Genomic DNA, 23,836 nt, shown 5'->3' with positions numbered 1-23,836 from the left:
CACCGGGCCCGGCCCGGCGAGCGCCTAGCATGGACGTGCGATGTCGAAACCAGCCAGCGATGCGTCCGGACGGGCCGCTCACGACCCCTCAGTCCCCTCAGCCCCCGGGAGCGGAGAGCCGACCCGTTCCGCCCGCTCGCGCGGGATCGGCAGCCTCCTGGTCGTGGTCTACGGGATCCTCGCGCTCGCCGCGACGGGGCGCTCCGTCTTCCAGATCATCGACCGGTTCGACGAGGCGCCGCTGGCGTTCTCGCTCTCGGCGCTCTCGGCCGTCGTGTACATCGTCGCGACGGTCGCCCTGATCGTCCCGGGCCGCGCCTGGCAGCGGGTCGCGTGGGTGACGATCACCTTCGAGCTGGTGGGCGTGCTCGTGGTCGGCGCGCTCAGCCTCCTCGCTCCGCAGCTCCTCGGGCTCGCGAGCGCCGACCCGTTCGGGCGCCAGTCGACGGTGTGGGCGGCCTTCGGCGCCGGCTACCTGCTCATCCCGCTCGTCCTGCCCGTGCTCGGTCTCTGGTGGCTCCGCGTGCAGGGGCGGCGCACGGCCCGGGCGGCCGCCTGATGCGCGTCGAGACCCGCCCCGGCGACCTGGCCGGGATCGGACCCTCCGCCGTCACGATCGGCAAGTTCGACGGCGTCCACTCCGGGCATCGGGCCGTCATCGGCCGGCTGCACGAGCGGGCCCGCGAGCAGGGGCTCGCCGCCGTCGTCGTCACCTTCGACCGCAATCCGCTCAGCGTGATCGCGCCGGAGAAGTGCCCGCCCGTCCTGGTCGGCAACGAGCAGAAGCTCGAGCTCCTCGCCGGGACCGGCGTGGACGCGACGCTGCTGCTCACCTTCGACGAGGCGTTCCGGGCGCTCTCGCCCGAGCAGTTCGTCGAGCAGGTGCTGGTGGAGGCGCTCGAGGCCCGCGTGGTCCTCGTCGGCTCCGACTTCCGCTTCGGCGCCCGGGGAGCGGGCGACGTCGACCTGCTGCGCGTGCTCGGCGGGCAGCACGGATTCGAGGTGGAGCTGATCGACGACGTGCGGCCCGAGGACGGGCGCCGCGTCTCCTCCACCTGGATCCGCGAGCTGCTGGCCGAGGGCGACGTGGAGCACGCGACGCGCCTGCTCGGGCACGAGCCCGTCGTCCGCGGCGTGGTCGTGCACGGAGCGAAGCGCGGCCGCGAGCTGGGCTTCCCGACCGCGAACCTCTCGCCGCAGTCGCAGGGCCTGATCCCGGCCGACGGCGTCTACGCGGGCCGGCTCACCACCGACGGCGTCACGCATCCCGCCGCGATCTCGGTCGGCAGCAACCCCACCTTCGTCGGGGTGCCGCCCAAGCAGGTCGAGGCGTACGTGCTCGATCAGACGCTCGACACCCTCGACCTCTACGACCGCGTGGTCGACGTGGCGTTCGTCGGCCGGATCCGCGGCCAGGTCGCCTACGAGGGCGTCGAGCCCCTCATCCGCCAGATGAACCACGACGTGGTGCAGGTCCGCGAGGTCCTCGGCATCGACTGAGCGGGATGCCGGCCGCCGCCTAGCAGGGGCCGCGGGCCCGCACCAGCGGGAGAGGTCCCGGGGCCATCGGCGTACCGTGGCCGCATGAGCGAAACCCCCTCCGACTCGGCGCGCCCCCTCGCGCTCGTCACCGGCGCGACCGGCTACATCGGCGGCCGGCTGACGCCGCGCCTCCTCGAGGCGGGCTTCCGGGTGCGCGTCCTGGTGCGCGACCCGCGCAAGCTGGTCGACGTGCCGTGGGCGGAGGAGGTCGAGGTCGCCCAGGGCGATCTCGGCGATCCGGAGTCGCTGGAGGCCGCGGTCGAGGGCGTCGACGTCCTCTACTACCTCGTCCACTCGATGGGCTCGGGCAACGACCACGCCCACTTCGAGGAGGTCGAGAGCCGCGCCGCGCAGAACATCGCCACGGCCGCGAGGTCGGCCGGCGTCGGCCGCATCGTCTACCTCGGCGGCCTGCACCCCGAGGGCCAGGAGCTCTCGAAGCACCTCCGCTCGCGCGCTGAGGTGGGCCGGATCCTGATGGAGTCGGGAGTGCCGACGATCGCCCTGCAGGCGGGCGTGATCATCGGCTCCGGGTCGACCTCGTTCGAGATGGTGCGCCACCTCACCGACGTGCTGCCGTACATGCCCGCGCCGCAGTGGGTGCGCAACTTCATCCAGCCGATCGCCGTGCGCGACGTGCTGCACTACCTGATCGGCTCCGCGTCGCTCGAGGACGCCACGCTCAACCGCACCTTCGACATCGGCGGGCCCGACGTGCTCCGCTACGGCCAGATGATGAACGGCTACGCGGTCGAGGCCGGGCTCCCGCAGCGGCCGATCGCGTCCCTGCCGGTGTTCACCCCGTGGCTGGCCTCGCAGTGGGTCAACCTGGTCACGCCGATCCCGCGCTCGCTCGCGGTGCCCATCATCGCCTCGCTGCAGTACGACTGCGTCGTGCACGAGCAGGACATCCGCGCGCTCATCCCCGACCCCGAGGGCGGGCTGACCTCCTACCGCCGCGCCGTCCGGCTCGCGCTGGGAAAGATGCAGGCGGGCGAGATCGAGACGAGCTGGCAGAACGCGGAGGTCGTCGGCGCTCCCAGCGATCCGCTGCCGAGCGACCCGGAGTGGGCCGGCCACACGGTCTACGTGGACCTCAAGGAGCGCCGCACCCAGGCCGACCCGGCCAAGCTCTGGCGCGTCATCGAGGGCATCGGCGGCACCAACGGCTGGTACTCCTTCCCGCTCGCATGGGTGATCCGCGGCTGGATGGACCGCCTCGTCGGGGGAGTGGGCCTGCAGCGCGGGCGCCGCGACTCCGCGCGCCTGCACGCCGGCGACGCCCTCGACTTCTGGCGCGTCGAGGAGATCGAGCGGCCGAAGCTCCTGCGCCTGCGCGCCGAGATGAAGGTGCCCGGCGGGGCCTGGCTCGAGATGCGCGCCGAGCCCTCCGGAGACGGCGGCTCGGTCTACACGCAGCGCGCGGTCTTCTTCCCGCAGGGCCTCGCGGGCAGGCTCTACTGGTTCGCGATCCTGCCCTTCCACGGCATCATCTTCAACGGCATGGCCAACCGCATCACGGCCACCGCGGCCGACCTGCCGGACTCCGGCGACGAGCGCTCCCCTGGCGGGCGCCGGGTGCAGCGGTGACAATGGAGGGGTCCGGCGGCGGCGAGGCCGCCCGGGACGCCGACGAGAGGAGCACGATGAGCGAACGGTCGAGTACGGACGCGGGGCGCGGACTCCAGCTGGGGAAGGTCCTCTTCATCGGGGACAGCATCATCCAGGCGGGAGCCTGGGGCGAGTGGCTGACGGAGTCGACGGTCGTCGACGAGGGAGTCGGAGGGGCCACCACGGCGGACGTCGTCGCGCGGCTCGCCGAGCTGGTCGCGCAGGAGCCGGACACGGTGGTGCTGCTGATCGGCACTAACGATCTCGCCTGGCACCGCACGACGGAGCACGTCGTGCGCAACATCGAGACGATCGTCGCGACGTTCCGGCGCGATCTTCCGGACGTGCGCATCCTGGTGACCTCGGTCCTGCCGCGCGGACACGAGTTCGCACCGCAGATCCGCGAGATCAACCGCCACCTGTGGCAGTTCGCGCCCACGGCGCACGCGGGCTACCTCGACCTGTGGCCGGTGCTCGCGGGGGAGGACGGCGGACTGCTCGAGCAGTACTCGCCGGACGGCCTGCACCTCAACGAGGACGGCTACCGCGCGTGGCGCGAGGCACTGGGCCCGGCGCTCGAGGCGGTCGTGCGGATGCCTCCGCGGACCCGCCCGATCACGCTGCCCTACGACGAGTTCGCGCGGCCGAAGACGGCCTAGCGCAGCACCGTGGAGGGGGAGTCGACCGCAGGGTCGGCTCCCCTTCCGTCATTCCGCGGCCAGGGCGGCCTCGAAGGCCGCGAGGGCGTCCGCGGAGAAGAGGACGAACCGGACCTCGTCGAGTGCGCCGTCCGCGGTCGCCTCGCGGACCGTCTCCACCGCGATGCGCGCCGCGTCGTCCATCGGCCAGCCGTAGACGCCCGCCGAGACGGCCGGGAAGGCGAGCGTCCGCGCACCGAGACCGACGGCGGTGCGCACCGACTCGCGGTAGGCCGAGGCGAGGACGGCGCTGCGGTCCTCCCACCGCGAGTGGACGGGACCGACGGTGTGCACGACCCAGCGGGCAGGGAGGCGGCCGGCGGTCGTGGCGACCGCGGAGCCGGCGGGCAGACCGTCCGGCAGCTCGGTCCCGCGGAGCCGGCGGCACTCGGCGAGGATCTCCGGTCCGCCCGCGCGGTGGATCGCGCCGTCGACGCCGCCGCCGCCGAGGAGCGACGAGTTCGCCGCGTTCACGATCGCGTCGACGTGCTCGCGGGTGAGGTCGCCGCGCACGGCTCTCAGGGTGGTCACGACTCCTCCTCCAGGCTTCGTCCGAGGGCAGCGATCGCCGCAGGTCCCACGCGGCAGCAGCCGCCGATCAGATCCGCTCCCGCCGCGCGCCAGGAGGCGACCAGCGCGGGGTCGAAGGCCGCGTCGCCTGCCCAGCGACGCTCGACGGCGTCCCACTCCTCGCCGCTGTTCGGGTACACGACGACCAGCTTGCCGGTGACGGAGCGGGCGATGCGGACCGCCTCGGCGACGTCGCCGGGCGGGCAGCAGTTCACTCCCACGCCGAGCACCTCCTCGGAGGCGGCGGCGACGGCGAGCGCCTCGGCCAGGGGCTCGCCGGCCGCGGTGCGGCCCGAACGGCCGCTCACGCAGATCCAGGCGGGGACCGAGGAGCCCGCGAGGGCCTCCACGACGGCGCGCACCTCCCGCACCGACGGGATGGTCTCGACGGCGAGCAGGTCGGGCCCGGCCGCGGCCAGGGTCTCCAGTCGCGGGCGGTGCCAGGCGGCGAGCTCGCCGACGGTGAGGCCGTCGTCGCCGCGGTACTCGGAGCCGTCGCCGAGGCTAGCGCCGTAAGGGCCGACGGCGGCGGCGACCCAGCCGCTCTGCGCGCGCCGGGCCAGGTCGACGCTCTCCCGGAGGGCGCGCTCGGCGAGGCCCGGGGCCAGGCCCGCGGCCGCGAATCCGCTCGCGGACACCTGGTAGCTCGCGGTCACCGCGACCCGGGCGCCCGCCTCGGCGAAGGCGCGGTGCGCGTCGACGACCCGGCCGGGCTCCTCCAGCAGGACCCGGGCGCTCCAGAGCGAGGAGTCCACCGCGACGCCCTGCGCCTCCAGCTCCGTGCCCAGGCCCCCGTCGAGCAGCAGCGGGCGCACCCGCGCCGCGGCGACGAGGCCGGCGGTCACGAGCGGTTGTTGGAGAGCTCGAAGATCTTCACGAGCTCGGCGATGGCCGCCTCGCGGGCGTCTCCGCCCTCCTCGAACATCGCGGTGATGTGCGTGCGGAGGTGGTTCTCGACGATGAGCTTGTTGAGCGAGCCGAGCGACTTCTGGATCGCGAGGGACTGCGTGACGATGTCGACGCAGTAGTCCTCGTTCTCGATCATCCGCTCGAGGCCGCGCATCTGGCCGCCCAGGATCCGGGCGCGGTGCAGCGAGCGCTTCTTGAGGTCCTCGATCACTCCTCCAGCCTACGCGCCGCAGGCGGTACCCGGGCGGGGTATGCGCGCCTACGATCGAGGGGTGAGCACCCGCAAGCCGTCCCGCGCGACCGCCGCCCGCTACCCCTCGCGCGACCGCGCCCGCATGGCGCTCGCGCCCGGGATCCTCGGCGCGATCGTGCTGCTGGCCGGGCTCGCCCTCGTCGGCTCCGACGCCTACGACTTCATCCGCTACCCGGTCGCGATCCTCGCGGCGGTCATCGGCTGGTTCGCGATCCAGGCGCGCGCACTCCTCTGGCTGATCGGGCTCGTCCCGGTGCTCGTGCTGTGGAACCCGGTGCTGCCGTTCGCCTTCCCGGACGCGATCTGGTCCTCGCTGAGCCTCGCCGCGGTCGGCGTCTTCGTGGCGGCGGGCCTCGTCATCCGCGTCCCGACTCCGGAATGACGACGAGCGCGACCGTCCGCGCGGCGGAGCGCCGACCGGACCGCCCCGAGGAGTAGACTGGCGGCGCACCCGCACGCCGGGGATGCTGCGACCGGGTCCCAGACCCGTTGCTCGGAGCTCCCGACGGCCACCGGATGCACCGACGCCCGACGCCTCCCCGGAGGCGATCCGGCGGATGCACGGCGACGGCAGCGCGCGGGAACCCCTCCTCCGCCCCCCGTCACACATCGAGGAGGAGCATGGCTCGCAGCGGCCAGCGTCAGTCCGGTCAGACGCGACGAGCGTCGAACGCCGCCGGGAGCCGACCCCGATCGCGCTCGCGCGGCGTGGACAACGCGGGGATCATCCCGATCCTCGCCCGCCGCGTCCGCGAGGTGGAGGCGAAGGCCCAGACCGGCAAGGTCGGACCGACCAACCGGACGAAGTTCCTGGTGATCGCCCTCCTGATGCGCGAGGAGCGCAAGCGGGTCAAGGTCGATCCCTCGCTCAGCGACGCGCAGCGCGCCGAGGAGATGAAGCGCCTCGACGGCATCGCCACGATCCTGGCCAAGACGGCCGCCCGCGACACCAGCCTGATCGCGCTGCTCGAATCGGAGGCCGGCGTCACGGCGGCCGCGCAGAAGCTCCGCCGCGACTGGCTGCTCGAGGCGGGCGCGGAGCTCAGCCCCGACGAGCTGCTCATCGTGACCGAGCCGGAGCCCAAGCCCGAGGTGCCGGTCAACCAGGTCGTGCCGCAGTCGGTGCGCGCCCGGCAGCTGGCGAACCCCTTCCTCCCGCCGGACTTCTCGATCGCCGAGGCCTCCGCTCCGGCGCCGCGTCGCAGGCTCGACGACTGGGAGCTGCTCGGGCCGCTCTTCAAGGCGTTCGAGTACGGAGCGGGCGGACGGGCCGCGAGCATGGAGCTCCCGGAGCCGCCGAAGCTCGACCGGGTCTCGCCGCGCGGCCGCGAGCTGATGCCGCACCAGGCGCGCTTCATCGAGAGCGCCCGCGAGGGGCACCGCAGCTTCCTGCTCGCCGACGAGCCGGGTCTGGGCAAGACCGCGCAGAGCCTCCTCGCCGCCTCGGTGGTCGGGGCGTACCCGCTGCTCGCGGTGGTGCCGAACGTGGTCAAGATGAACTGGGCGCGCGAGGTGGAGCACTGGACGCCGCAGCGGCGCGCCACGGTGATCCACGGAGACGGCGGCACGCTCGACGCGTTCGCCGACGTTGTCATCGTCAACTACGACATCCTCGACCGGCACATCGGCTGGCTCGGGAGCCTGGGCTTCCGCGGCATGGTCGTCGACGAGGCGCACTTCATCAAGAACCTCCGCTCGCAGCGCTCGCAGAGCGTGCTCGCGCTGGCGTCGAGGATCCGCGAGACCACTCCGGGGCACGATCCGCTGATGATCGCGCTGACCGGCACCCCGCTGATCAACGACGTCGACGACTTCCGCGCCATCTGGCGCTTCCTCGGCTGGATCGACGAGACCAAGCCGGGACCGGAGCTGATGGGCCGCCTCGAGGAGACGGGCCTCACCCCCGCCGACACGGGCTTCTACCCGGAGGCGCGCGAGGCCGTGATCGACCTCGGCATCGTCCGGCGCAAGAAGATCGACGTCGCCGCCGACCTGCCGTCGAAGCGGATCGTCGATCTGCCCGTCGAGCTGGACGACGACCTCGGCCGCTCCATCCAGAAGGCCGAGCGCGAGCTCGGCGCCCGCATGCTGCAGCGCTTCAGGGCGGTCACCTCCTCGATCACGCACGAGCTCGACGACGACGAGCGCGAGCGGTTCATCCGCATCGTGGCGCAGAGCGAGCTCGAGGAGTCGAAGTCGGCCAAGACCGGCGAGAACGTCTTCACCATGGTGCGCCGGATCGGCCAGGCCAAGGCGGCGCTGGCCGCCGACTACGCCTCGCAGCTGGCCCGCTCGGTGGGCAAGGTCGTCTTCTTCGCGAAGCACATCGACGTGATGGACCAGGCGGAGGACACGTTCGAGAAGCGCGAGCTCACGTCCGTCTCGATTCGGGGAGACCAGACCGCGGCGTTCCGCCAGACGCAGATCGACGCCTTCAACGAGGACCCCGACGTCTCGGTCGCCGTCTGCTCGCTCACCGCGGCGGGAGTCGGCGTGAACCTGCAGGCGTCGTCCAACGTGGTGCTCGCCGAGCTGTCGTGGACGTCGGCCGAGCAGACGCAGGCGATCGACCGCGTGCACCGCATCGGCCAGGAGGAGCCGGTGACGGCGTGGCGGATCATCGCGGCGCACACGATCGACGCGAAGATCGCCGAGCTCATCGACGCCAAGGCCGGTCTCGCCGCCCGCGCGCTCGACGGCGCGGACGCCGAGACGGCCTCGGCCGACACGGTGCAGCTGGACGCCCTCATGCACGTCCTGCGCGAGGCGATCGGCTGAGCGCACCCGACCGGGCCGGCTGAGAGCTCAGCCGGTCCGGGCGAGCGGTGCGGCGAAGAAGTCCTTCTCGAACGAACTCGACCGCAGGAACGCGTCCCTCATCGCGGCGCGCTGCCTCGGTGAGGCGTCGCGGGCGGCCTGCTCCGTGAACTCGATCGCCCGCTCGGTGGCCGTCGCGAAGACCGGGTCGCCGTACGTGAGCAGCCAGTCCGCGTAGGGGTGCTCGGGGTGCCCGGAGGCGGCGAGGCGCGACCCGACGTCGGCGTAGAGCCAGAAGCAGGGGAGCAGGGCGGCGACGATCTCGCCGTAGCCGCCCCGCGCGGCGACCGCGAGCAGGTGGTCGGTGTAGCCGCGGGTCACGGGCGCGGGAGCCGCGTCCCTGGTCCCGAGCCGGTCGCGGTGCAGCTGCGCCTCCGCTGCGAGGGCGGACGCCGAGCCCTCGGCCCAGAAGACCTGCTCGGCGGTGGTCGGCGCGCGCTGCGCCGCCACGGCCAGGACGCGGGCGTACTCGGTGAGGTAGAGAGCGTCCTGCTCGAGGTACCACTCGAAGTCCTCCCGCCCGAGGGAGCCGTCGCCGAGGGCCCGCACGAACGGGAGCGCGTCGATCTCGTCGCGGAGGGTCCGCGTCCGCTCCCAGACGTCCGCGCAGAACGCCGGAGGACGTTGCCGGTGGAAGTGGTCGATCGGGCCGTTGCCGGAGCCGACCTCGAGAGCGTCGGCGGCGCGCAGGGCGCCGGTCAGCCACTCCTTGGCCTCCGTCAGCGCCTCGACCAGGGCGTCGGAGGAGGCGTCGCGCCCGGCCAGGAGCGTCGCCATCGCGGACGAGAGCGAGCACCCGGTGCCGTGCGTGTTCGAGGTGGCGACGCGCTCGCCGGGGACCTCGCGCACGAGGCCGTCGGGGGTGACGATCGCGTCCGGGGTGGCGGGGCCGTCGAGGTGGCCGCCCTTCACCAGCACGGCGGCCTCGAGGGCGCGGGCGAGTGCCGCTCCCTGCGCGAGCGCGGCCGGCCAGTCGGAGGCGGTCGGCTCTCCGGCCAGCACGCCCAGCTCGGGGAGGTTCGGCGTCACCAGGTCGGCGCGGCGGAGCAGGTCGCGCACGGCGTCCTCCGCCTCGGGAGCGAGCAGCCGGTGACCGCTGGTCGCGACCATCACCGGATCCACGACCACGACGGGCGGGCGGACCTCGTCGAGCCACTCGGCGACGACTCCGGCGTACTCGGCCGTGGCGAGCATCCCGATCTTCACCGCGTCGATCGTGACGTCGTCGCTCACCGCGTCGAGCTGCTCGCGGAGGAACGCGGCGGGTGGCAGGTGCACGGAGCGGACACCGTGCGTGTTCTGCGCGACGAGCGCGGTGACGACCGCCATGCCGTAGCCGCCGAGCGCGCCGATCGACTTGAGGTCGGCCTGGACGCCTGCACCGCCGGTCGGATCGGTGCCGGCGATGCTGAGGACACGGGGGACGCGGGCGCCGGCGGTCACCGGTCCCACTCCGCTCGGATCAGGCGGGCGGCCGCCGCGGGGTCGGCGGCCGTGCAGAGCGCCGACACGACCGCGAGGCCGGCCGCACCGGCGAGGCGGAGTGGCCCCGCGTCCGCGGCTCCGACTCCGCCGATGGCGACGCAGGGCAGCGCCGTGGCCGCGGCGAGGGCGGCGAACCCGTCGACACCGAGGGGAGCGGGGTGGTCGGGCTTGGTCGCGGTGGGCCGGATGACGCCGACGCCGAGGTAGTCGACCGTCCCCGCGGGCAGGGCGCGGACGGCGGCGAGGTGCTCGGGGGTGTTCGCGGTGAGCCCGATCACCGCGTCGGGTCCGAGCAGCGAGCGGGCGGCGGTGACGGGGAGGTCGGACTGCCCGAGGTGGACGCCGTGGACGCGGGCGCCCGCGAGGCGGGCGGCGAGGGCGACGTCGACGCGGTCGTCGACCAGCAGGGTCGTGCGCTCGTCGAGGACGGCGGCGACGGCCCGGGTCAGGGCGACGAGCTCGGCGGCGGGGGCGTCGTGATCGCGGATCTGCACGGTCGTGACTCCGCCCCGGACGGCGGCGGCGACCACCGCGGGCACGCCGCGCGGGCCGCACTGGGCGGTGTCCGTGACGAGGTAGAGCGAGAGGTCGAGGCTCATGCGATCCGCGCCCCGGCCTCGGCGTCGGCCGGCTGGAGGGCAGCGAGGGCGTCGAGGAGGCCGACGGCGAAGGACCCGGGACCGCTGCTCGCGGCGGCGGCCCGCTCGGCGGCGAGGCCCCAGACCGCGGAGGCGCTGACGGCCGCGTCGAGCGGGCGGGCGCCCGCGCCGAGGAACGCCGCCATCACGGCGCCGAGCGCGCAGCCGCCGCCGGTCACGCGGGTCAGCAGCGGGTGGCCCCCCGTGACCCGGACGATCCGCTCGCCGTCGGTGACGAGGTCGACCGCTCCCGAGACGGCGACCACGCCGCCGGTGCGGCGGGCGAGGACGCGGGCGGAGTCGAGCGCCTGCTCGGCGGTGTCGACGGCGTCCACGCCGCGGCCGCCCGCACCGGCTCCCGCGAGGGCGAGGATCTCGGAGGCGTTGCCGCGGATGATCGCGGGCCGCGCCTCGAGCAGCTCCACCGCCAGAGCGGTGCGGACGGGCAGCGGGCCCACGGCGACCGGATCGAGCACCCACGGGGTACCGGCGCGTCCGGCCGCGGCGACCGCCTCGCGAGCACCCTCGCGCTGCTCCGCTCCGGGCGTGCCGAGGTTGACGAGCACGGCCGAGGCGAGGCCCGCGAAGACGCCCGCCTCGCCGGGCAGGTCGCACATCGCCGGGCTGGCGCCGAGGGCCAGGAGGCTGTTGGCGGTGAAGCCGGTGACGACCGCGTTCGTGATGCACTGCACCAGGGGCCCGGCGGCGCGGAGCTCGGCGAGATCGCGACCCACGGACGCCGGGTCGGGCGCCGTGTCGGCGGGGAGGGTCGGGTGGACAGGCGTGCGAATGCTCATTCGCGACATCCCTTCGCTAGTACGAACTAGATCAGGTTCAACGGGTCTTCTCTCAGCCCTGGCGGGCACCCCGTGTCACTGCGCACGACCCTAGCAGCGGGCGCGGGCGCGCTCGCTGCTGCAGTGCGAGAGGAGCCAGCGGGACGTCGTCGCCCCTTCGCCCGTGAGCGGCCGCTCAGCCGGTGAGGATCGTCGAGTCGCCGCGCGGCCCCACCGCGACGCGGAGGCCGATCGGAAGCCGCTCGCGCATCGCGTCGACATGGCTGATCAGGCCGATCGTCCGACCGCCCGACCGCAGCTCGTCGAGCGTGCTGAGCGCCGTCTCGAGCGTCTCGGCATCGAGCGAGCCGAAGCCCTCGTCGATGAACATGGTCTCGAGCGAGATGCCGCCGGACTGCGCCGTCACCACGTCGGCGAGGCCGAGGGCGAGGGCGAGCGAGGCGAGGAACGTCTCGCCGCCGGAGAGCGAGGCGGGCTGCCGGCGGACGCCGGTGAAGGCGTCGAGCACGTCGATCCCGAGGCCGGAGGCGGCGCCGCGGTAGGCGAGCGAGTCGTCGTGGGCGAGCGCGTAGCGGCCGCTGGTCATCGCGTCGAGGCGGAGGTTCGCCGCGGTCACGATCTCCTCCAGACGTCCGGCGAGGGCGAAGGCCTCGAGGTCCATCCGGCGCGTGTTCTGCCCCCGGCCGGAGACGGTCTCGGCCAGCGCGCGCAGCTCCTCGTGGCGGCGGAGGCGCTCACCCAGCACCGCGAGGCGGCCCGCGGCCGTCGCGGCGAGCTCGGCCAGGCGCTCCGAGCGGTGCTCGAGCACGGAGAGGCCGGCTCGCGCCTCGTCGCGACGGGCGGAGGCCTCGCGCGAGCGCCCCTCGGCGTCGGCGAGGTCGACGGCCGTGCCCGGCAGTCCGCGGAGCTCCGGGTCGGCGAGCACCGCCTCCGTCGCGCTCCGCCGTCGCTCGTGCTCGGCGACGACGGCCTCGGCCCGCGCCCGGTCCCCGCTGGCCAGCGCGGCCGACTCGGCCTCCTCGGCGGTCGTGAAGCCGCGCTCGGCGAGGACCTCGGCGAGCTCCTCCCGGGCGGCGGCGGCGGCCTCGGACCGCGAGACGGCCGCCTCCTCGGCCTCGACCAGGGCGACGGCACGACGGCGCTGGGCGTTCAGCTGCTCGACGCGCGAGGGGACGCTCGTCGCGCCGTCGCGGAAGGCCTCGACGCGCTCCCGCAGCAGCCGCAGCGCTTCAGCGGCGAGGGCGGACTCGTCGGCGCGGGCGCGGTGCTCCTTGCGAGCGGCGTCCCGCCCGGTCGTGAGAGCGTCGATCCGGGTGCGCAGCCGGATGCGCTCGCGCCGCAGCTCCTCCATGCGGGCGGCGGCGCGGCGCGCCGAGGCGAGCCGCTCCTCGTGCGCCGGGCGGAGCGACTCCGGATCCGCGTCCTCGCCCACGCGCTCCTCGAGCGCCGCGAGAGCCCGAGCCGCGGCTCCCTCGCGCTCGCGGGCGCCGTCGAGGGCGGCGGCGGCGCGCTCCACCGCGACGCGGGCCCGGTCGAGGTCGTCGGTGCCGACCGTCGTCGGGCCGTCGTGCTCGGCCGGGCGGGGGTGCTCGCACGAGCCGCAGACGGGGCAGGGCTCGCCCGGCTCCAGCCGCTCGGCGAGCTCCCCGGCGAACCCGGCGAACCGGCGCGCGATCAGGGCGGCCTGCTCCGCGGCGCGCTCGCCGTGGACGCGCGCCGCGTCGGCGTAGGCCGTGCGGAGCCGCTGCAGGCCCGCCGCAGTGAGATCGCGCTCGAGGGCCGCGGCGATCCTCCGCTCGAGCGCGGCGAGCTCGTCGACGCGCGCGGGGACGGCGGCGGCCTCCCCGGCCAGGGACTCCTCCTCGCCGGCGAGCGCGTCGACGCGAGCGGGCAGCTCGCGCAGCTCCGCCTCGATCCCGGCGAGCGCGGTCGCCGCCGCCTGCTCGGCGCGCGCGGACCGCTCGGCGACGCGCTCCGCGTCGGGGAGCCGGCGCTCCTCGGCCAGCGCCTCGGTGAGGGCGCCGAGGACAGCGGCGAGCCGTTCGGCCGTCTCGGCGGCCGGGCCCCCGGACGCGTCCCCGTAGGCGTCGGCCGCGAGGTCGCGCTGCTGCCGGGCGGCCCGCTCCTTCTCGGCGGCTGCCCGGGCGGAGCGGAGCAGCGGCAGCACGCCGTCGGCCCGGTGCGCGCGCTCGATTGCGGCCCGCTGCTGCTCGACGTGCGCCTCGGCGACCACGAGCTCCTCCGCCTCGATGAGGGCGCGCCGGCGCCGCTCCTGGCCCCGGGCGGTGCGCCGGGCCTCGTCGAGAGCGGCGCCCGCGGCCTCGTGCGCCGCGTCGGCCGCGGCGGAGCCGGCCCGGGCCGCCTCGAGCGGAGCGGCGAGCCGCGCCGGCAGCCCGGCGAACCAGGCGGCGTCCGGCAGAGGCGGCTCGGCTCCGTCATCGAGGAGCCGGACGGCCTCGTCCGCGAGCGCCGTCACGGCCGCGCGCTCCTCCTCGAGCCCGACGGCGCTCGCGTCGCGCTGCTCGAGCAGGCGGCGGCGGAGCAGATCGAAGCGCTCGGTCGCGAAGAGCGTGCGCAGGAGCCGCTGCCGGTCGTCGTTCTTCGCGAGCAGGAACTCGTGGAAGCGGTTCTGCGCCAGCAGGATCACCTGGAGGAACTGGTCCTTCGTCAGGCCGACGATCCGGCCGATGTCGGCGCCCACCTCCTTCGCGCTCGACGAGAGCCCGACCCAGGTGCCGTCGACCTGCTCCAGCAGCTCGACCTTCGCCGGCTGGGTCGTGGTGCCGGTGCCGCGCCGTTTCGGCCGCTCGTACTCGGGCGAGCGCCGGACGCGGTAGACGCGCCCCGCCGCCTCGAAGTCGAGCTCGGCGAAGGTCTCGTCCTCGGGGCCGCTGTGGTCGCTCCGGAGGCGCGAGGCGGTGCCGTCGAAGCGGGGGACCGAGCCGTAGAGCGCGAACGCGATCGCGTCGAGGATCGTCGACTTGCCCGCTCCGGTGCGCCCGGCGATGAGGTACACGCCCACGTCCTCGAGCCGGTCGAAGTCGACGCACTGCTCGGCGCGGAACGGTCCGAGCCCGGCGAAGGCGAGTCGGCGGATCCTCACCGCAGAGCCTCGGCCTCGACGGCCGCGAGCGCGTCGAGGGTGAGGGCGCGCTCGGTCTCCGTGGCGCCGTGACCGCCGCGGACGTGGGCGAGGAAGTCGTCGACGACCTCCACGTCGCTCCGCCCGCGGATCCGCTCGGCGTACGCGCGCGGCTCGGCCGCGGCGTGCGGGGGCCGGTGCTCGAGCGTGGCGCAGCCGGGGAAGCGCGACTGCAGGCGCGCCATCGCGTCGAGCGGGCGCACGGGATCGGTGAGCACCGCCGAGACCCAGTCGCCCTCCACCTCGGCCAGGGAGGGATCGCGCAGCAGCTGCTGGAGCTCGCCCTCGATCACGCTGAGCCTCCTCGGTACGGGGAGCGGCGACCACTCGACGCCCTCGAGCCCCTCGGGCCCGATCGTCACCAGCCAGGCGCCGCGCGGCTTCGACGCCTCGCCGAACGAGTAGTGCAGCGGCGCTCCGGAGTAGCGCACGCCCGGCAGCAGTTCGGCGCGTCCGTGGATGTGCCCGAGCGCCGCGTAGTCGGCCGCGGCGAAGTGCTCGACCGAGACGTAGTCGAGCCCGCCCGCCGTGATGTCGCGCTCGAGGACCGCGGCCGGGGCTCCGACCGCGAAGCAGTGCGCGAGCACGACCCAGGGACGGCCCGCCGCCTCGGCGGCGGCGCGCACCCGCGCCATCGCGAAGGCGAGCACGTCCTCGTGGCGGCGCAGCTGCTCCTCCGGGTGCCGGTGGCGGTAGAGGGCGGGCTCGAGGAAGGGGATGCCGTGGACGCCGACCTCGAGGCCGGACGCGTCGCGCAGCAGGACCGGCTCGGCGTACGCCTCGGGGTCGGTGAGGACGTGGACGCCCGCTCCGCGCAGGAGCCCGGCCTGGAAGCCGAGCCGGGCGGGGGAGTCGTGGTTGCCGCTGGTGAGGACGACCTCGGCGCCGGCCGCGCGGATCGCCTCGAGCGTGCGGGTGAGGAGGGTGTAGTGCTCTGCGGCGGGCACGGCGGAGTCGAAGACGTCGCCGGCGATCAGCACCGCGTCCACGCGCTCGGCCCGCACCGTCTCGACCAGGGCCTCGAGCACGGTCGCGAGCGCCGCCGTCGTGGAGTGACCGTGGAAGGTGCGGCCGATGTGCCAGTCCGAGGTGTGCAGCAGCTTCACGGTCGTCCTTCCTCTGCGTCGTCCGGGGGAGTGCCTCCAGGCTAGTGAGGCCCTCCGACACCGGCGGCGCAGCGGACACCTCCCGTTCACCGGGAGGTGCACAATAGGGCGTCGGTCGAGCAGAGGAGATGGTCGTGAAGCTGCCCCGCGTCCCCGCGACGATCCTGGGTCTGGGCTCGCGCACCCGCGCCGCCGCCGAGGACACCGCTCCCATCCAGCGTCTGCGCCCGGACGACGAGCCGGCCCGCACCAGCACGGTCGACAACGCGATCTACCAGGACGGCCGCCGGGTCGTCTCACCCGGCAGCATCCCGGAGGCGCTCGCCGCCCTGCAGAAGCTGCCCGACGCGATGGCGTGGATCGGGCTGTACCGGCCGAACGCGGCCGAGCTCGCCGCGCTCGAGGACGAGTTCTCGATGCACCCGCTCGCCCTCGAGGACGCGATCAGCGCGCACCAGAGGCCCAAGCTCGAGCGGTACGGCAGCGACATGTTCGTGGTGCTGCGCGCCGCCAGCTACTCCGACCAGCGCGAGGAGGTCGACTTCGGCGAGCTCCACCTGTTCGTGGGGTCGAACTTCGTCGTCACGGTCCGCCACTCCGAGAAGCCCGACCTCTCGCTGGTGCGGCGGCGGATGGAGGCCGATCCGGAGCTGCTGCGCGTCGGCCCGGTCGCCGTGCTGTACGCGATCCTCGACGCCGTCGTGGACCAGTACTCGCCCGTCGTCGCCGGTCTCGAGAACGACATCGACGAGATCGAGGCGCAGGTCTTCGAGGGCGACCCGGCGGTGTCCCGCCGCATCTACGAGCTCAGCCAGGAGGTGCTGGACTTCCAGCGCGCGGTCGCTCCGCTGACCGGCATGCTCGGGCGGCTCGTCACCGACTTCGAGGTGTTCCAGTCCGATGTGGAGCTGCGCCGCTACATCCGCGACGTCGCCGACCACGTCGCGCTCGTCACCGAGCGGGTCGACGGTTTCCGCACCACGCTGCGGGAGATCCTGGCGGTGAACGCGACCCTCGTCGCCCAGCGCCAGAACGAGGACATGAAGAAGCTCGCGGAGGTGGGCAACCAGCAGAACGACGAGGTCAAGCGGATCTCCGCGTGGGCGGCCATCTTCTTCGCGCCGACCATGATCTCGAGCATCTACGGCATGAACTTCGACGTGATGCCCGAGCTGCACGTGGCGTGGGGGTACCCGGCGGCGCTCGCGGCGATGCTCGCCTCGAGCGTGGTGCTGCACCGGCTCTTCAAGCGGTGGGGCTGGCTCTGAGCCCGCGTCCCGCGACGTGTCAACACCGTGACGGTCCCGAAGGCTCCGCGTAGCGTCGGTCGCGGGCCGTCCGGCCCCTGAGCGGAGGGACTCCCGATGACTCCGGAGGACACGACCACGACGGCCCCGCGGCCCCGCTCCCTCTGGCGGGCGAGCGCGGCTCCGATCCCCTCCGACGAGTTCGTCCCGGGCGCGCACTACGACGACGTCGTGGTCGGCGCCGGGCTCACCGGGCTGGTCACCGCGCTCCTCCTGCAGCGGACCGGCCGGCGCGTGCTGGTGCTGGAGGCGCGGGAGGTCGGCGCGGTCACGACCGGGAACACGACGGCGAAGCTCAGCCTCCTACAGGGAGCGCACCTCTCCCGGATCGCGGAGCGCAACATCCCCGCGGTGACCGAGGCCTACGTCGCGGCGAACCTCGCGGGCTTCCGCTGGCTGCTCGACTACTGCGAGGGCGCGGGCGTGCCGGTGCAGAGGCGCACCGCCTACAGCTACGCGCAGACGCCCGAGGGCGTGGACGCCGTCCTGAAGGAGCACACGACCGCGCGCCGCTTCGGCCTCGCGACCCGCCTCGTCGGCGAGCTCGACGTGCCGTTCCCCAGCACGGCGGCCGTCGCCCTCGACGACCAGGCCCAGTTCGACCCGATGGACGTCCTCACGGCGCTCGCCGCCGACTTCCGCGCCGCCGGGGGCACCCTGGTGCAGGGCGTCCGGGCCCTCGGGATGCGAGCGACCGCTCCCGTCCGGGTCCGCACCAGCGCGGGCCCGGTGACCGGGGACCGGGCCTACCTGCTCACGGGGGCGCCGATCCTCGACCGCGGCCTGTACTTCGCCAAGATCGCCGCGCTGCGCTCGTACGCGGTCGCGTTCCGCACCGACGCGCCGATCCCCGACGGCATGTACCTCTCGGTCGACGAGCCGACCCGCTCGGTGCGCGACGCCGAGCGCGACGGCGAGCGGCTCCTCCTGATCGGCGGCAACGGCCACCCCGTGGGGCGCAGGCCCGTCACCTCGGAGGCGGTGGACGACCTGGTCGCCTGGACGCGGCGGTCCTTCCCGGGGGCGGAGCCGGTCGCGCAGTGGAGCGCCCAGGACTACGAGCCGTTCCACCGTGTGCCGTTCGTGGGCTGGCTGCCGCGGGGCCGCGGACGGATCTTCCTGGCGACCGGCTACGCCAAGTGGGGGATGACCAACGCGGTGCAGGCCGCGCTGACGCTCGTCGCCGACCTCGAGGGCGGGACGCCGGCCTGGGCGAGGACGCTGCACCGCCGGCCCACGCTGCCGCGGGTGATGGCGGAGGGGCTCGGCGCCGGGCTGGCGGTGGGCGCCTGGTACGCCCGCGGGTGGTCGGCAGCGCTCCGCGCGCCCCGCTCGGCCGGGGTGGTGCCGGCGGAGGGCCAGGGCTCGCTCGCCCGCGACGGCCTGCAGCCCGTCGCGGTCTCCACCGTGGAGGGGCGGCGCTGCGCGGTGTCGGCGGTGTGCCCGCACCTGGGCGGGATCGTCACCTGGAACGACTCGGAGCGCAGCTGGGACTGCCCGCTGCACGGCTCCCGCTTCGCAGCCGACGGGACGGTGCTGGAGGGGCCGGCGGTCGAGCCGCTCGCCCCGCTGGGCTAGGACGGCCGCCGGCTCAGCGGAGCCGACGGCCGAGGCAGGCCCCGCGGAGCAGGCGGCTCAGTCCTCGTCCGCTCCGGGCTCCGCGACCTCGTCGCCGTCCGCGCCCGAGGCGTCGCCGGTCGTGTGCAGATCGGTGTCGCCCGGGATGCTGAAGTCGCTCAGCGGGTCCAGGGGCTTCTTGTCGTCGGTGTCGTCGCTCATGCCTGCCACCCTACGAGCGTCCGGCGAGGCGCTGCACCGCGGCGACCGGGATCGACAGCCACTCCGGCCGGTTGCGCGCCTCGTAGATCGCCTCGTAGACGGCCTTGTCGAGCTCGAACGCGTCGAGCACCGCCCGGTGCGCGGTGACCGCGTCGCCCGCCTGCTCGGCGTAGCCCTCGAGGAACGCGGCACGGCTCGCCGCCGCCCACGCCGCCCTCGAGGCGCCCGGCTCGGCCTGCTCGTGCGCACCCGCCGCGTAGTCGAAGGAGCGCAGCATCCCCGCCACGTCGCGCAGCGCCACGTCGGGAAGACGGCGCTCGTGCATGGGCCGCAGCGGCTCGCCCTCGAAGTCGAGGAGCACCCAGCCGCGATCGGGCACGGACAGGACCTGCCCGAGGTGGTAGTCGCCGTGGATGCGCTGGAGCCTCGGCCACGTAGCGGTCTCGGCGGCGCGGAACACGGCCTCGATCGCCTCCGAGTCCTCGGCGATCACGGGGACCTCGGCCGAGGCGATGCGCAGGCGACGGCGCATGGCCGCGACCATCCGCTCGACGACCTCGGACGTGGTGTCCTCGGTCGGCATGACCTCCGCCAGCGTCGCGTGCACCTCGGCGGTGGCGCGGCCCAGCTCGCGGGCGGGTCCGGTGAAGTCGGAGTCGGCGGCGACCGCCTCGAGGGCGACGCGCCACGCGTCCTGGACCCCGGGGAGGAACTCCTGCGCGAAGGCGAGGTGCCCGAAGGCGCGGCCCGTCTCCTCGCCCTCGTCGTCCCACTCGCCGGTCACGTTGCCGATCACGGGCGGGACGAGGGCGCTCCCGGCGGCGTTGAGCGCCGACTGCACCGTCACGTCCGGGTTGTCGCCGTGGTGGAGGGCGCGGAAGACCTTGACGATCACCGGGGTCGCGTCGGATCCGTCGTCGGCGGTGGTGCGGACGATCACCGAGGTGTTCGACTGCTCGCCGCTGAGCACCTTCGAGGACGCGAACGCCCCGATCGCGGCACCCGGTTGCCGGTGGCCCTCGGCGCGGGCGCCGCCCTGGGCGCCGTCCTCGTCGGAGCGGCCACCGTCGGCGATCATCCCGAGCAGGGCGCGGGCGAACACCGGGTCGCGCGGAGCGTCGTACACGAAGTGCGCGTCGTCGGAGTAGACGAGGGCGTCCTCGAGCCCCGGCACCGGAGCCGCGTGGACGGTCACCGGCACCTGGTACAGCACCGGGCTCGTGCCTGCCCGGTCGATGAAGAGGTGGTCCACCACCTCCGCCTCGCCGGGGTGCAGCGACCAGGCGCCGCGGACCTCCAGCTCGGGGCGCCGCCCCTTGCTCGCGTACCACCTCTGGTCCGCCACCCATGCGGCGATGCGGTCGATCGACAGGCCTGCGCTCATGCTCTTCCCTCCGTCGGCACCCCGAACCCTACTGGCCGCGGACGACGGGCGGAGGGGCTTGCGGCGGGGCGCTCAGGCCAGCTCGAGCACGTCCAGCGTCCAGGCGTACTCGAACGCGATCTCGCGCCAGCGCTCGTAGCGTCCGCTCACTCCGCCGTGTCCCGCTGTCATCTCGGTGCGCAGCAGCGCGGGAGCGCCGACCTCGCGGAGCCGGGCCACCCACTTCGCCGGCTCCACGTACAGCACCCGGGTGTCGTTGAGGCTCGTCGTCGCGAGGATCCGGGGGTACTGCACGTCCTCGCGGACGTTCTCGTAGGGCGAGTACGACTTCATGTAGGCGTAGACCTCGGCGTCGTGCAGCGGGTCGCCCCACTCGTCCCACTCGATCACCGTGAGCGGGAGCGACGGGTCGAGGATCGAGGTGAGCGCGTCGACGAACGGGACCTGCGCGAGGACGCCGGCGAACGCCTCCGGGGCGAGGTTCGCGACCGCGCCCATCAGCAGGCCGCCGGCCGACCCTCCCTGCGCGACCAGGCGGTCCGGAGTGGTGAAGCCCGCGTCGACCAGGTGCCGCGCCGCGGAGACGAAGTCGGTGAAGGTCGTCCGCTTCGCCAGCGTCTTCCCGTTCTCGTACCAGGAGCGGCCCATCTCCCCGCCGCCGCGGACGTGCGCGACGGCGAAGACGACGCCGCGGTCGAGCAGCGAGAGGCGCGCGATCGAGAAGCCCGGGTCGATGCTCGCCTCGTACGAGCCGTAGCCGTAGAGGAGGAGCGGCGCGGGGGCCGAGTCCGGATCGGCGGCGTCGCGGCGCCAGACGAGCGAGAGCGGCACCCGCGTGCCGTCCTCCGCCACGGCCCACTCCCTCCTCTGCACGTACAGCGCGGGGTCGTAGTCGCCGAGCACCGGCTGCTGCTTGAGCACCGTGCGCTCGCCCGTCGCGACGTCGAGCGCGAGCACGGTCGAGGGGGTGACGAACGAGGTGTAGGCGAGGCGGAGGGAGGGCTGCTCCCACTCCGGGTTCCCCGCCAGGCCCGCGTCGTAGAGCGGCTCGTCGAAGACGATCTCCTCGAGCCGCGCTCCGGCGCCGTCCTCGCGGAGCAGCCCGAGCCGGGTGGCTCCGTCGGCGCGGTACGAGACGACGACGTGCCCGGCGAAGGCGTCGACGCCCTCGATCCGGCGACCCTCGCGGTGCGGCACCACCACGCGGCGCTCGCGGGCCCGGGCGTCGGCGTCGAGCGACAGGTCGGCCGGCTCCTCGACGATCTCGAAGTCGAGGGCGCCGTCGTTGTGCACGATCAGCAGGCGGTCGCGCCCGTCGATGACGGCGTGCTCGACCTCGTACTCCACGCCCTCGCGGCGCGGCCACACCGAGCGGAAGGAGCCGGTCGGGTCGGACGCGTCCAGCAGCAGGCACTCGCTCGTGATCTTGCTCCCGATCTCGATGACGAGGAAGCGGCGGCTGCGGGTGAGGCCCACGCCGGTCCAGTAGCGCTCGTCGGGCTCGGCGAAGACGACCTCGTCCGGGGTCCCGGCGCCGACCTCGTGCCGCCAGATCGTGTCGGGGCGCCAGGACTCGTCGACGGTCGGGTAGAAGACGAAGCGCGCGTCCGCGCCGAAGGTCGCTCCGCCGCCGGTCCCCTCGATGACGTCCGGCAGGTCCTCGCCGGTCTCGAGGTCGCGGATGCGGAGGGTGTAGCGCTCGTCGCCCTCGACGTCGGTGCCGAAGAGCAGCCGTCGGCCGTCCGCCGAGACGTCGAAGCTGCCGAGCGAGAAGAAGTCGTGCCCCTCCGCCTCCGCGTTGCCGTCCAGGACGACCTGCTCGCCCTCGAGCGGACCGCCCTCGGCGATCGACGGCGGCGTCCAGTCGTCCGGCCCGCTGATCGGCGCTCGGCAGTGCACGGCGTACTGGCGGCCCTCGTAGGAGCGCGAGAAGTACCACCAGGAGCCCTCCCGGACGGGGACCGAGAGATCGGTCTCCTTCGTCCGCGAGCGGATCTCCTCGAACAGGCGCTCGCGCAGCGGAGCGAGAGGAGCCAGCACCGCCTCGGTGTACGCGTTCTCGGCCTCGAGGTGCGCGATCACCTCGGGGCTCTCCTTCTCGCGCAGCCACTCGTAGTGGTCGACCACCACGTCGCCGTGGTGGCGGCGCTCGAGGGGGACGCGGCGGGCGACGGGCGGAACGGGCGCGGTCATCGCTCCAGCCTAGGGCGAGGGCGCCCCTGGCCGCCCGGGGTGCCGCAGCGGCGCCGGGCGTGATCACAATGGAGCATGGCCAGCGGTGCGGAGAACGAGTCGGCGACGTCCCGGGCGGGCGGTGCGCGGAGAGTGCAGACCGAGGTCGAGCGCAAGTACGACGTCGACGCGGGCACCCGGCTGCCCGACCTGACCGGCACCGGGAGCGTCGCGAGCGTCCGCACCGAGGAGCCGGTGACCCTCCGCGCCGAGTACTTCGACACCGCCGAGCGCGCTCTGTCCCGGGCGCGGATCACGCTGCGCCGCCGCGAGGGCGGATCCGACCAGGGCTGGCACGTCAAGCTGCCCGGCTCCTCCGGCCGCACCGAGATCCACGCGGAGCTCACGGCCTCGCGCACGGTCCCGTCCGCCGTCCGCGAGCCGGTGCTCGGGCAGGTGGGGCGCGCGCCGCTCGAGCCGCTGGCGCTGCTCGAGACGGTCCGCTCGATCACCCGCGCCCTCGACTCCCACGGGCGGGAGCTCGCCGAGATCGCCGACGACCTGGTGACCGCGCGCGACCAGCGCACCGGCCGCGAGCGGCGCTGGAGGGAGTGGGAGGTCGAGCTCGTCGACGTCCCGGGCGACGAGGGCGAGCGGGTCCTCGACGCGATCGAGCAGCGCCTCCTCGCCGCGGGCGCCCGCCCGGCCGCCAGCGCCTCCAAGCTCGCCCGGGCCACCGGCGGCCCGATCGAGGAGACGGTCCCGGATCCGCGGAACGGCGGGGAGGCGGCGCTCGCCGCGGTCCGCTCGCTCCTGCGCGAGCTGCGCGCCGTCGACCCGCGGGTGCGCCTCGAGGCCGACGACGCCCTGCACCGGATGCGCGTGCTCGCGCGCCGGCTCCGGTCCGTCCTCGCCGCCTCCCGCTCCGTGCTCGACCGTGCGGCGACCGACCCCGTGCGGGACGAGCTGCGCTGGCTGGGAGGGGTCCTCGGCGCGGCCCGCGACCAGGAGGTGCTCGCCGAGCGGTTCCGCACCTCCCTGGCGGCCGTCGAGGGCGCCCCGAGCACCCCCACCGCCCTGCTGGAGGAGATCGAGCACCGGCACGCCTCGGCGCTGCGCCGCGTCGACCGCACTCTGCGCGGCGGCCGCTACCTCGCGCTCCTCGCCTCGCTCGACGCCCTGCTCGCGGATCCGCCCCGCACCGCGCGGGCCGGCTCGAGCGCGACGGCGCTGGTGCGCCGCTCCGTCGCGAAGGACCTCGCGCGCATCTCCGCGGCGGGGTCCGCGGCGGCCGGCGGCTCGCTCGAGGCTCGTCACGACCTGCGGAAGGCGGCGAAGCGGCTCCGCTACACCGTGGAGGCGTGGCGGGCGGTCGTCCCCGAGGCCGTCGGCGCCCGGCGCCGCTCGCTCGCCGAGGCGGGAGAGGACCTCGCCGACGCCCTGGGGGAGGAGCGCGACGCGCTCGCCGCCCGTGCGCTGATCCTGGAGGAGGCCGATCGCAGCGGGGAGGGAGCCTTCGCGCTGGGGGTCGTCGCCGCCGAGGAGCGGCACCGCGCCAGACGGGCCGCGAAAGCCGCGGAGAAGGCGGGGGACCGTCTCGAGTCGCTCTCGCGCTGACCGCGCGGC

The 23,836-nt window shown here is 74.7% G+C and carries 20 protein-coding genes and 1 riboswitch; of the genes, 9 read left to right on the top strand and 11 right to left on the bottom strand.

Translation table 11 applies throughout. The features are described from left to right. Positions 1-40 precede the first annotated feature (40 nt). From C5C95_RS08185 to C5C95_RS08170, 4 genes are all read left to right on the top strand, one after another. Entirely contained in the window at positions 41-559 is a 519-nt protein-coding gene (locus C5C95_RS08185; protein ID WP_244229447.1) for a hypothetical protein, read from the top strand. After that, positions 559-1,500 carry a bifunctional riboflavin kinase/FAD synthetase gene (locus C5C95_RS08180; protein WP_104225670.1) on the top strand — a complete coding sequence of 314 codons (942 nt, stop codon included), beginning with the start codon at positions 559-561 and terminating at the stop codon, positions 1,498-1,500. The genes C5C95_RS08185 and C5C95_RS08180 overlap by 1 nt, the downstream gene beginning before the upstream one ends. Positions 1,501-1,584: 84 nt before the next feature. Beyond that, positions 1,585-3,132: an SDR family oxidoreductase gene (locus C5C95_RS08175; RefSeq protein WP_104324194.1), complete on the top strand. Its 1,548-nt coding sequence runs from the start codon at positions 1,585-1,587 to the stop codon at positions 3,130-3,132. A 56-nt stretch (positions 3,133-3,188) separates the two neighbouring features. Continuing rightward, positions 3,189-3,812 (top strand): GDSL-type esterase/lipase family protein, encoded by a 624-nt coding sequence (locus C5C95_RS08170; protein ID WP_104225671.1) that lies wholly within the window; start codon positions 3,189-3,191, stop codon positions 3,810-3,812. Between the two features lie 48 nt (positions 3,813-3,860). Here the strand turns inward: C5C95_RS08170 and C5C95_RS08165 are convergent, their stop codons facing one another. From C5C95_RS08165 to C5C95_RS08155, 3 genes are read right to left on the bottom strand one after another with little or no spacing between them, the layout of a single operon-like run. Then, positions 3,861-4,382: an O-acetyl-ADP-ribose deacetylase gene (locus C5C95_RS08165; RefSeq protein ID WP_104246566.1), complete on the bottom strand. Its 522-nt coding sequence runs from the start codon at positions 4,380-4,382 to the stop codon at positions 3,861-3,863. Beyond that, positions 4,379-5,266: a homocysteine S-methyltransferase gene (gene mmuM, locus C5C95_RS08160; RefSeq protein WP_104324193.1), complete on the bottom strand. Its 888-nt coding sequence runs from the start codon at positions 5,264-5,266 to the stop codon at positions 4,379-4,381. Before mmuM ends, C5C95_RS08165 begins: the two co-directional genes overlap by 4 nt. Next, positions 5,263-5,541 carry a metal-sensitive transcriptional regulator gene (locus C5C95_RS08155; RefSeq protein WP_104223062.1) on the bottom strand — a complete coding sequence of 93 codons (279 nt, stop codon included), beginning with the start codon at positions 5,539-5,541 and terminating at the stop codon, positions 5,263-5,265. The genes mmuM and C5C95_RS08155 overlap by 4 nt, the downstream gene beginning before the upstream one ends. Positions 5,542-5,602: 61 nt before the next feature. On the opposite strand from C5C95_RS08155, the gene C5C95_RS08150 reads away from it, so the two are divergent. Both C5C95_RS08150 and C5C95_RS08145 read left to right on the top strand, forming a co-directional pair. Further along, positions 5,603-5,965 carry a DUF6804 family protein gene (locus C5C95_RS08150; RefSeq protein WP_244229446.1) on the top strand — a complete coding sequence of 121 codons (363 nt, stop codon included), beginning with the start codon at positions 5,603-5,605 and terminating at the stop codon, positions 5,963-5,965. Positions 5,966-6,204: 239 nt separating this feature from the next. Then, positions 6,205-8,361, top strand: a complete 2,157-nt coding sequence (locus tag C5C95_RS08145; protein WP_104225603.1) for a DEAD/DEAH box helicase — start codon at positions 6,205-6,207, stop codon at positions 8,359-8,361. 27 nt (positions 8,362-8,388) lie between these two features. On the opposite strand, the gene thiD is transcribed toward C5C95_RS08145, so the two are convergent. The 5 genes from thiD to C5C95_RS08120 form a co-directional block, all read right to left on the bottom strand. Then, entirely contained in the window at positions 8,389-9,843 is a 1,455-nt protein-coding gene (gene thiD, locus C5C95_RS08140) for a bifunctional hydroxymethylpyrimidine kinase/phosphomethylpyrimidine kinase (RefSeq protein ID WP_104324192.1), read from the bottom strand. After that, on the bottom strand, positions 9,840-10,484 hold the full coding sequence (gene thiE / locus C5C95_RS08135) for a thiamine phosphate synthase (RefSeq protein WP_104255108.1): 645 nt from the start codon (positions 10,482-10,484) through the stop codon (positions 9,840-9,842). Before thiE ends, thiD begins: the two co-directional genes overlap by 4 nt. After that, a complete protein-coding gene (gene thiM, locus C5C95_RS08130; protein WP_104246561.1) occupies positions 10,481-11,320 on the bottom strand; it encodes a hydroxyethylthiazole kinase in 840 nt (279 codons plus the stop codon). Before thiM ends, thiE begins: the two co-directional genes overlap by 4 nt. Then, a riboswitch (TPP riboswitch) is annotated at positions 11,312-11,403 on the bottom strand. It overlaps the preceding gene by 9 nt. Before the next feature lie 92 nt (positions 11,404-11,495). Next, complete coding sequence (locus C5C95_RS08125) at positions 11,496-14,423, bottom strand: AAA family ATPase (RefSeq protein ID WP_104324191.1); 2,928 nt, start codon at positions 14,421-14,423, stop codon at positions 11,496-11,498. After that, positions 14,420-15,568: an exonuclease SbcCD subunit D gene (locus tag C5C95_RS08120; RefSeq protein ID WP_104260936.1), complete on the bottom strand. Its 1,149-nt coding sequence runs from the start codon at positions 15,566-15,568 to the stop codon at positions 14,420-14,422. Before C5C95_RS08120 ends, C5C95_RS08125 begins: the two co-directional genes overlap by 4 nt. Positions 15,569-15,696: 128 nt before the next feature. On the opposite strand from C5C95_RS08120, the gene C5C95_RS08115 reads away from it, so the two are divergent. Continuing rightward, entirely contained in the window at positions 15,697-16,836 is a 1,140-nt protein-coding gene (locus C5C95_RS08115; RefSeq protein WP_104223070.1) for a magnesium and cobalt transport protein CorA, read from the top strand. Positions 16,837-16,932: 96 nt separating this feature from the next. Next, the gene (locus C5C95_RS08110; protein ID WP_104324190.1) at positions 16,933-18,453 is read left to right on the top strand and encodes an FAD-dependent oxidoreductase; all 1,521 of its coding nucleotides are present in this window, start codon (positions 16,933-16,935) and stop codon (positions 18,451-18,453) included. 57 nt (positions 18,454-18,510) lie between these two features. On the opposite strand, the gene C5C95_RS17420 is transcribed toward C5C95_RS08110, so the two are convergent. From C5C95_RS17420 to C5C95_RS08100, 3 genes are all read right to left on the bottom strand, one after another. Beyond that, the gene (locus C5C95_RS17420) at positions 18,511-18,654 is read right to left on the bottom strand and encodes a hypothetical protein (protein WP_159914626.1); all 144 of its coding nucleotides are present in this window, start codon (positions 18,652-18,654) and stop codon (positions 18,511-18,513) included. A gap of 10 nt (positions 18,655-18,664) precedes the next feature. Beyond that, positions 18,665-20,038, bottom strand: a complete 1,374-nt coding sequence (locus C5C95_RS08105; RefSeq protein WP_104324189.1) for a phosphotransferase — start codon at positions 20,036-20,038, stop codon at positions 18,665-18,667. A 72-nt stretch (positions 20,039-20,110) separates the two neighbouring features. Beyond that, positions 20,111-22,231, bottom strand: coding sequence for a S9 family peptidase (locus C5C95_RS08100; RefSeq protein WP_104324188.1), 2,121 nt, complete (start codon positions 22,229-22,231; stop codon positions 20,111-20,113). Between the two features lie 75 nt (positions 22,232-22,306). Here C5C95_RS08100 and C5C95_RS08095 point away from each other — a divergent pair, with 75 nt between their 5' ends. Continuing rightward, on the top strand, positions 22,307-23,827 hold the full coding sequence (locus tag C5C95_RS08095; RefSeq protein WP_104324187.1) for a CYTH and CHAD domain-containing protein: 1,521 nt from the start codon (positions 22,307-22,309) through the stop codon (positions 23,825-23,827). Positions 23,828-23,836: the final 9 nt, after the last annotated feature.

The sequence above is a fragment of the Rathayibacter sp. AY1B7 genome (assembly GCF_002932735.1).
Taxonomy (GTDB): domain Bacteria; phylum Actinomycetota; class Actinomycetes; order Actinomycetales; family Microbacteriaceae; genus Rathayibacter.
Note: the sequence above shows the minus strand (reverse complement) of the source record. Positions and strands in the feature narration are given on the sequence as shown.

Bases quoted from the DNA above. Each gene is read 5' to 3' on its own strand.
- C5C95_RS08180 (WP_104225670.1), top strand. From the start codon at position 559: ATGCGCGTCGAGACCCGCCCCGGCGACCTGGCCGGGATCGGACCCTCC.
- C5C95_RS08170 (WP_104225671.1), top strand. From the start codon at position 3,189: ATGAGCGAACGGTCGAGTACGGACGCGGGGCGCGGACTCCAGCTGGGG.
- C5C95_RS08185 (WP_244229447.1), top strand. From the start codon at position 41: ATGTCGAAACCAGCCAGCGATGCGTCCGGACGGGCCGCTCACGACCCC.
- C5C95_RS08115 (WP_104223070.1), top strand. From the start codon at position 15,697: ATGGTCGTGAAGCTGCCCCGCGTCCCCGCGACGATCCTGGGTCTGGGC.
- C5C95_RS08100 (WP_104324188.1), bottom strand. From the start codon at position 22,231: ATGACCGCGCCCGTTCCGCCCGTCGCCCGCCGCGTCCCCCTCGAGCGC.
- C5C95_RS08105 (WP_104324189.1), bottom strand. From the start codon at position 20,038: ATGAGCGCAGGCCTGTCGATCGACCGCATCGCCGCATGGGTGGCGGAC.
- thiM (WP_104246561.1), bottom strand. From the start codon at position 11,320: ATGAGCATTCGCACGCCTGTCCACCCGACCCTCCCCGCCGACACGGCG.
- C5C95_RS08145 (WP_104225603.1), top strand. From the start codon at position 6,205: ATGGCTCGCAGCGGCCAGCGTCAGTCCGGTCAGACGCGACGAGCGTCG.
- C5C95_RS17420 (WP_159914626.1), bottom strand. From the start codon at position 18,654: ATGAGCGACGACACCGACGACAAGAAGCCCCTGGACCCGCTGAGCGAC.
- thiE (WP_104255108.1), bottom strand. From the start codon at position 10,484: ATGAGCCTCGACCTCTCGCTCTACCTCGTCACGGACACCGCCCAGTGC.
- C5C95_RS08110 (WP_104324190.1), top strand. From the start codon at position 16,933: ATGACTCCGGAGGACACGACCACGACGGCCCCGCGGCCCCGCTCCCTC.
- C5C95_RS08175 (WP_104324194.1), top strand. From the start codon at position 1,585: ATGAGCGAAACCCCCTCCGACTCGGCGCGCCCCCTCGCGCTCGTCACC.
- C5C95_RS08095 (WP_104324187.1), top strand. From the start codon at position 22,307: ATGGCCAGCGGTGCGGAGAACGAGTCGGCGACGTCCCGGGCGGGCGGT.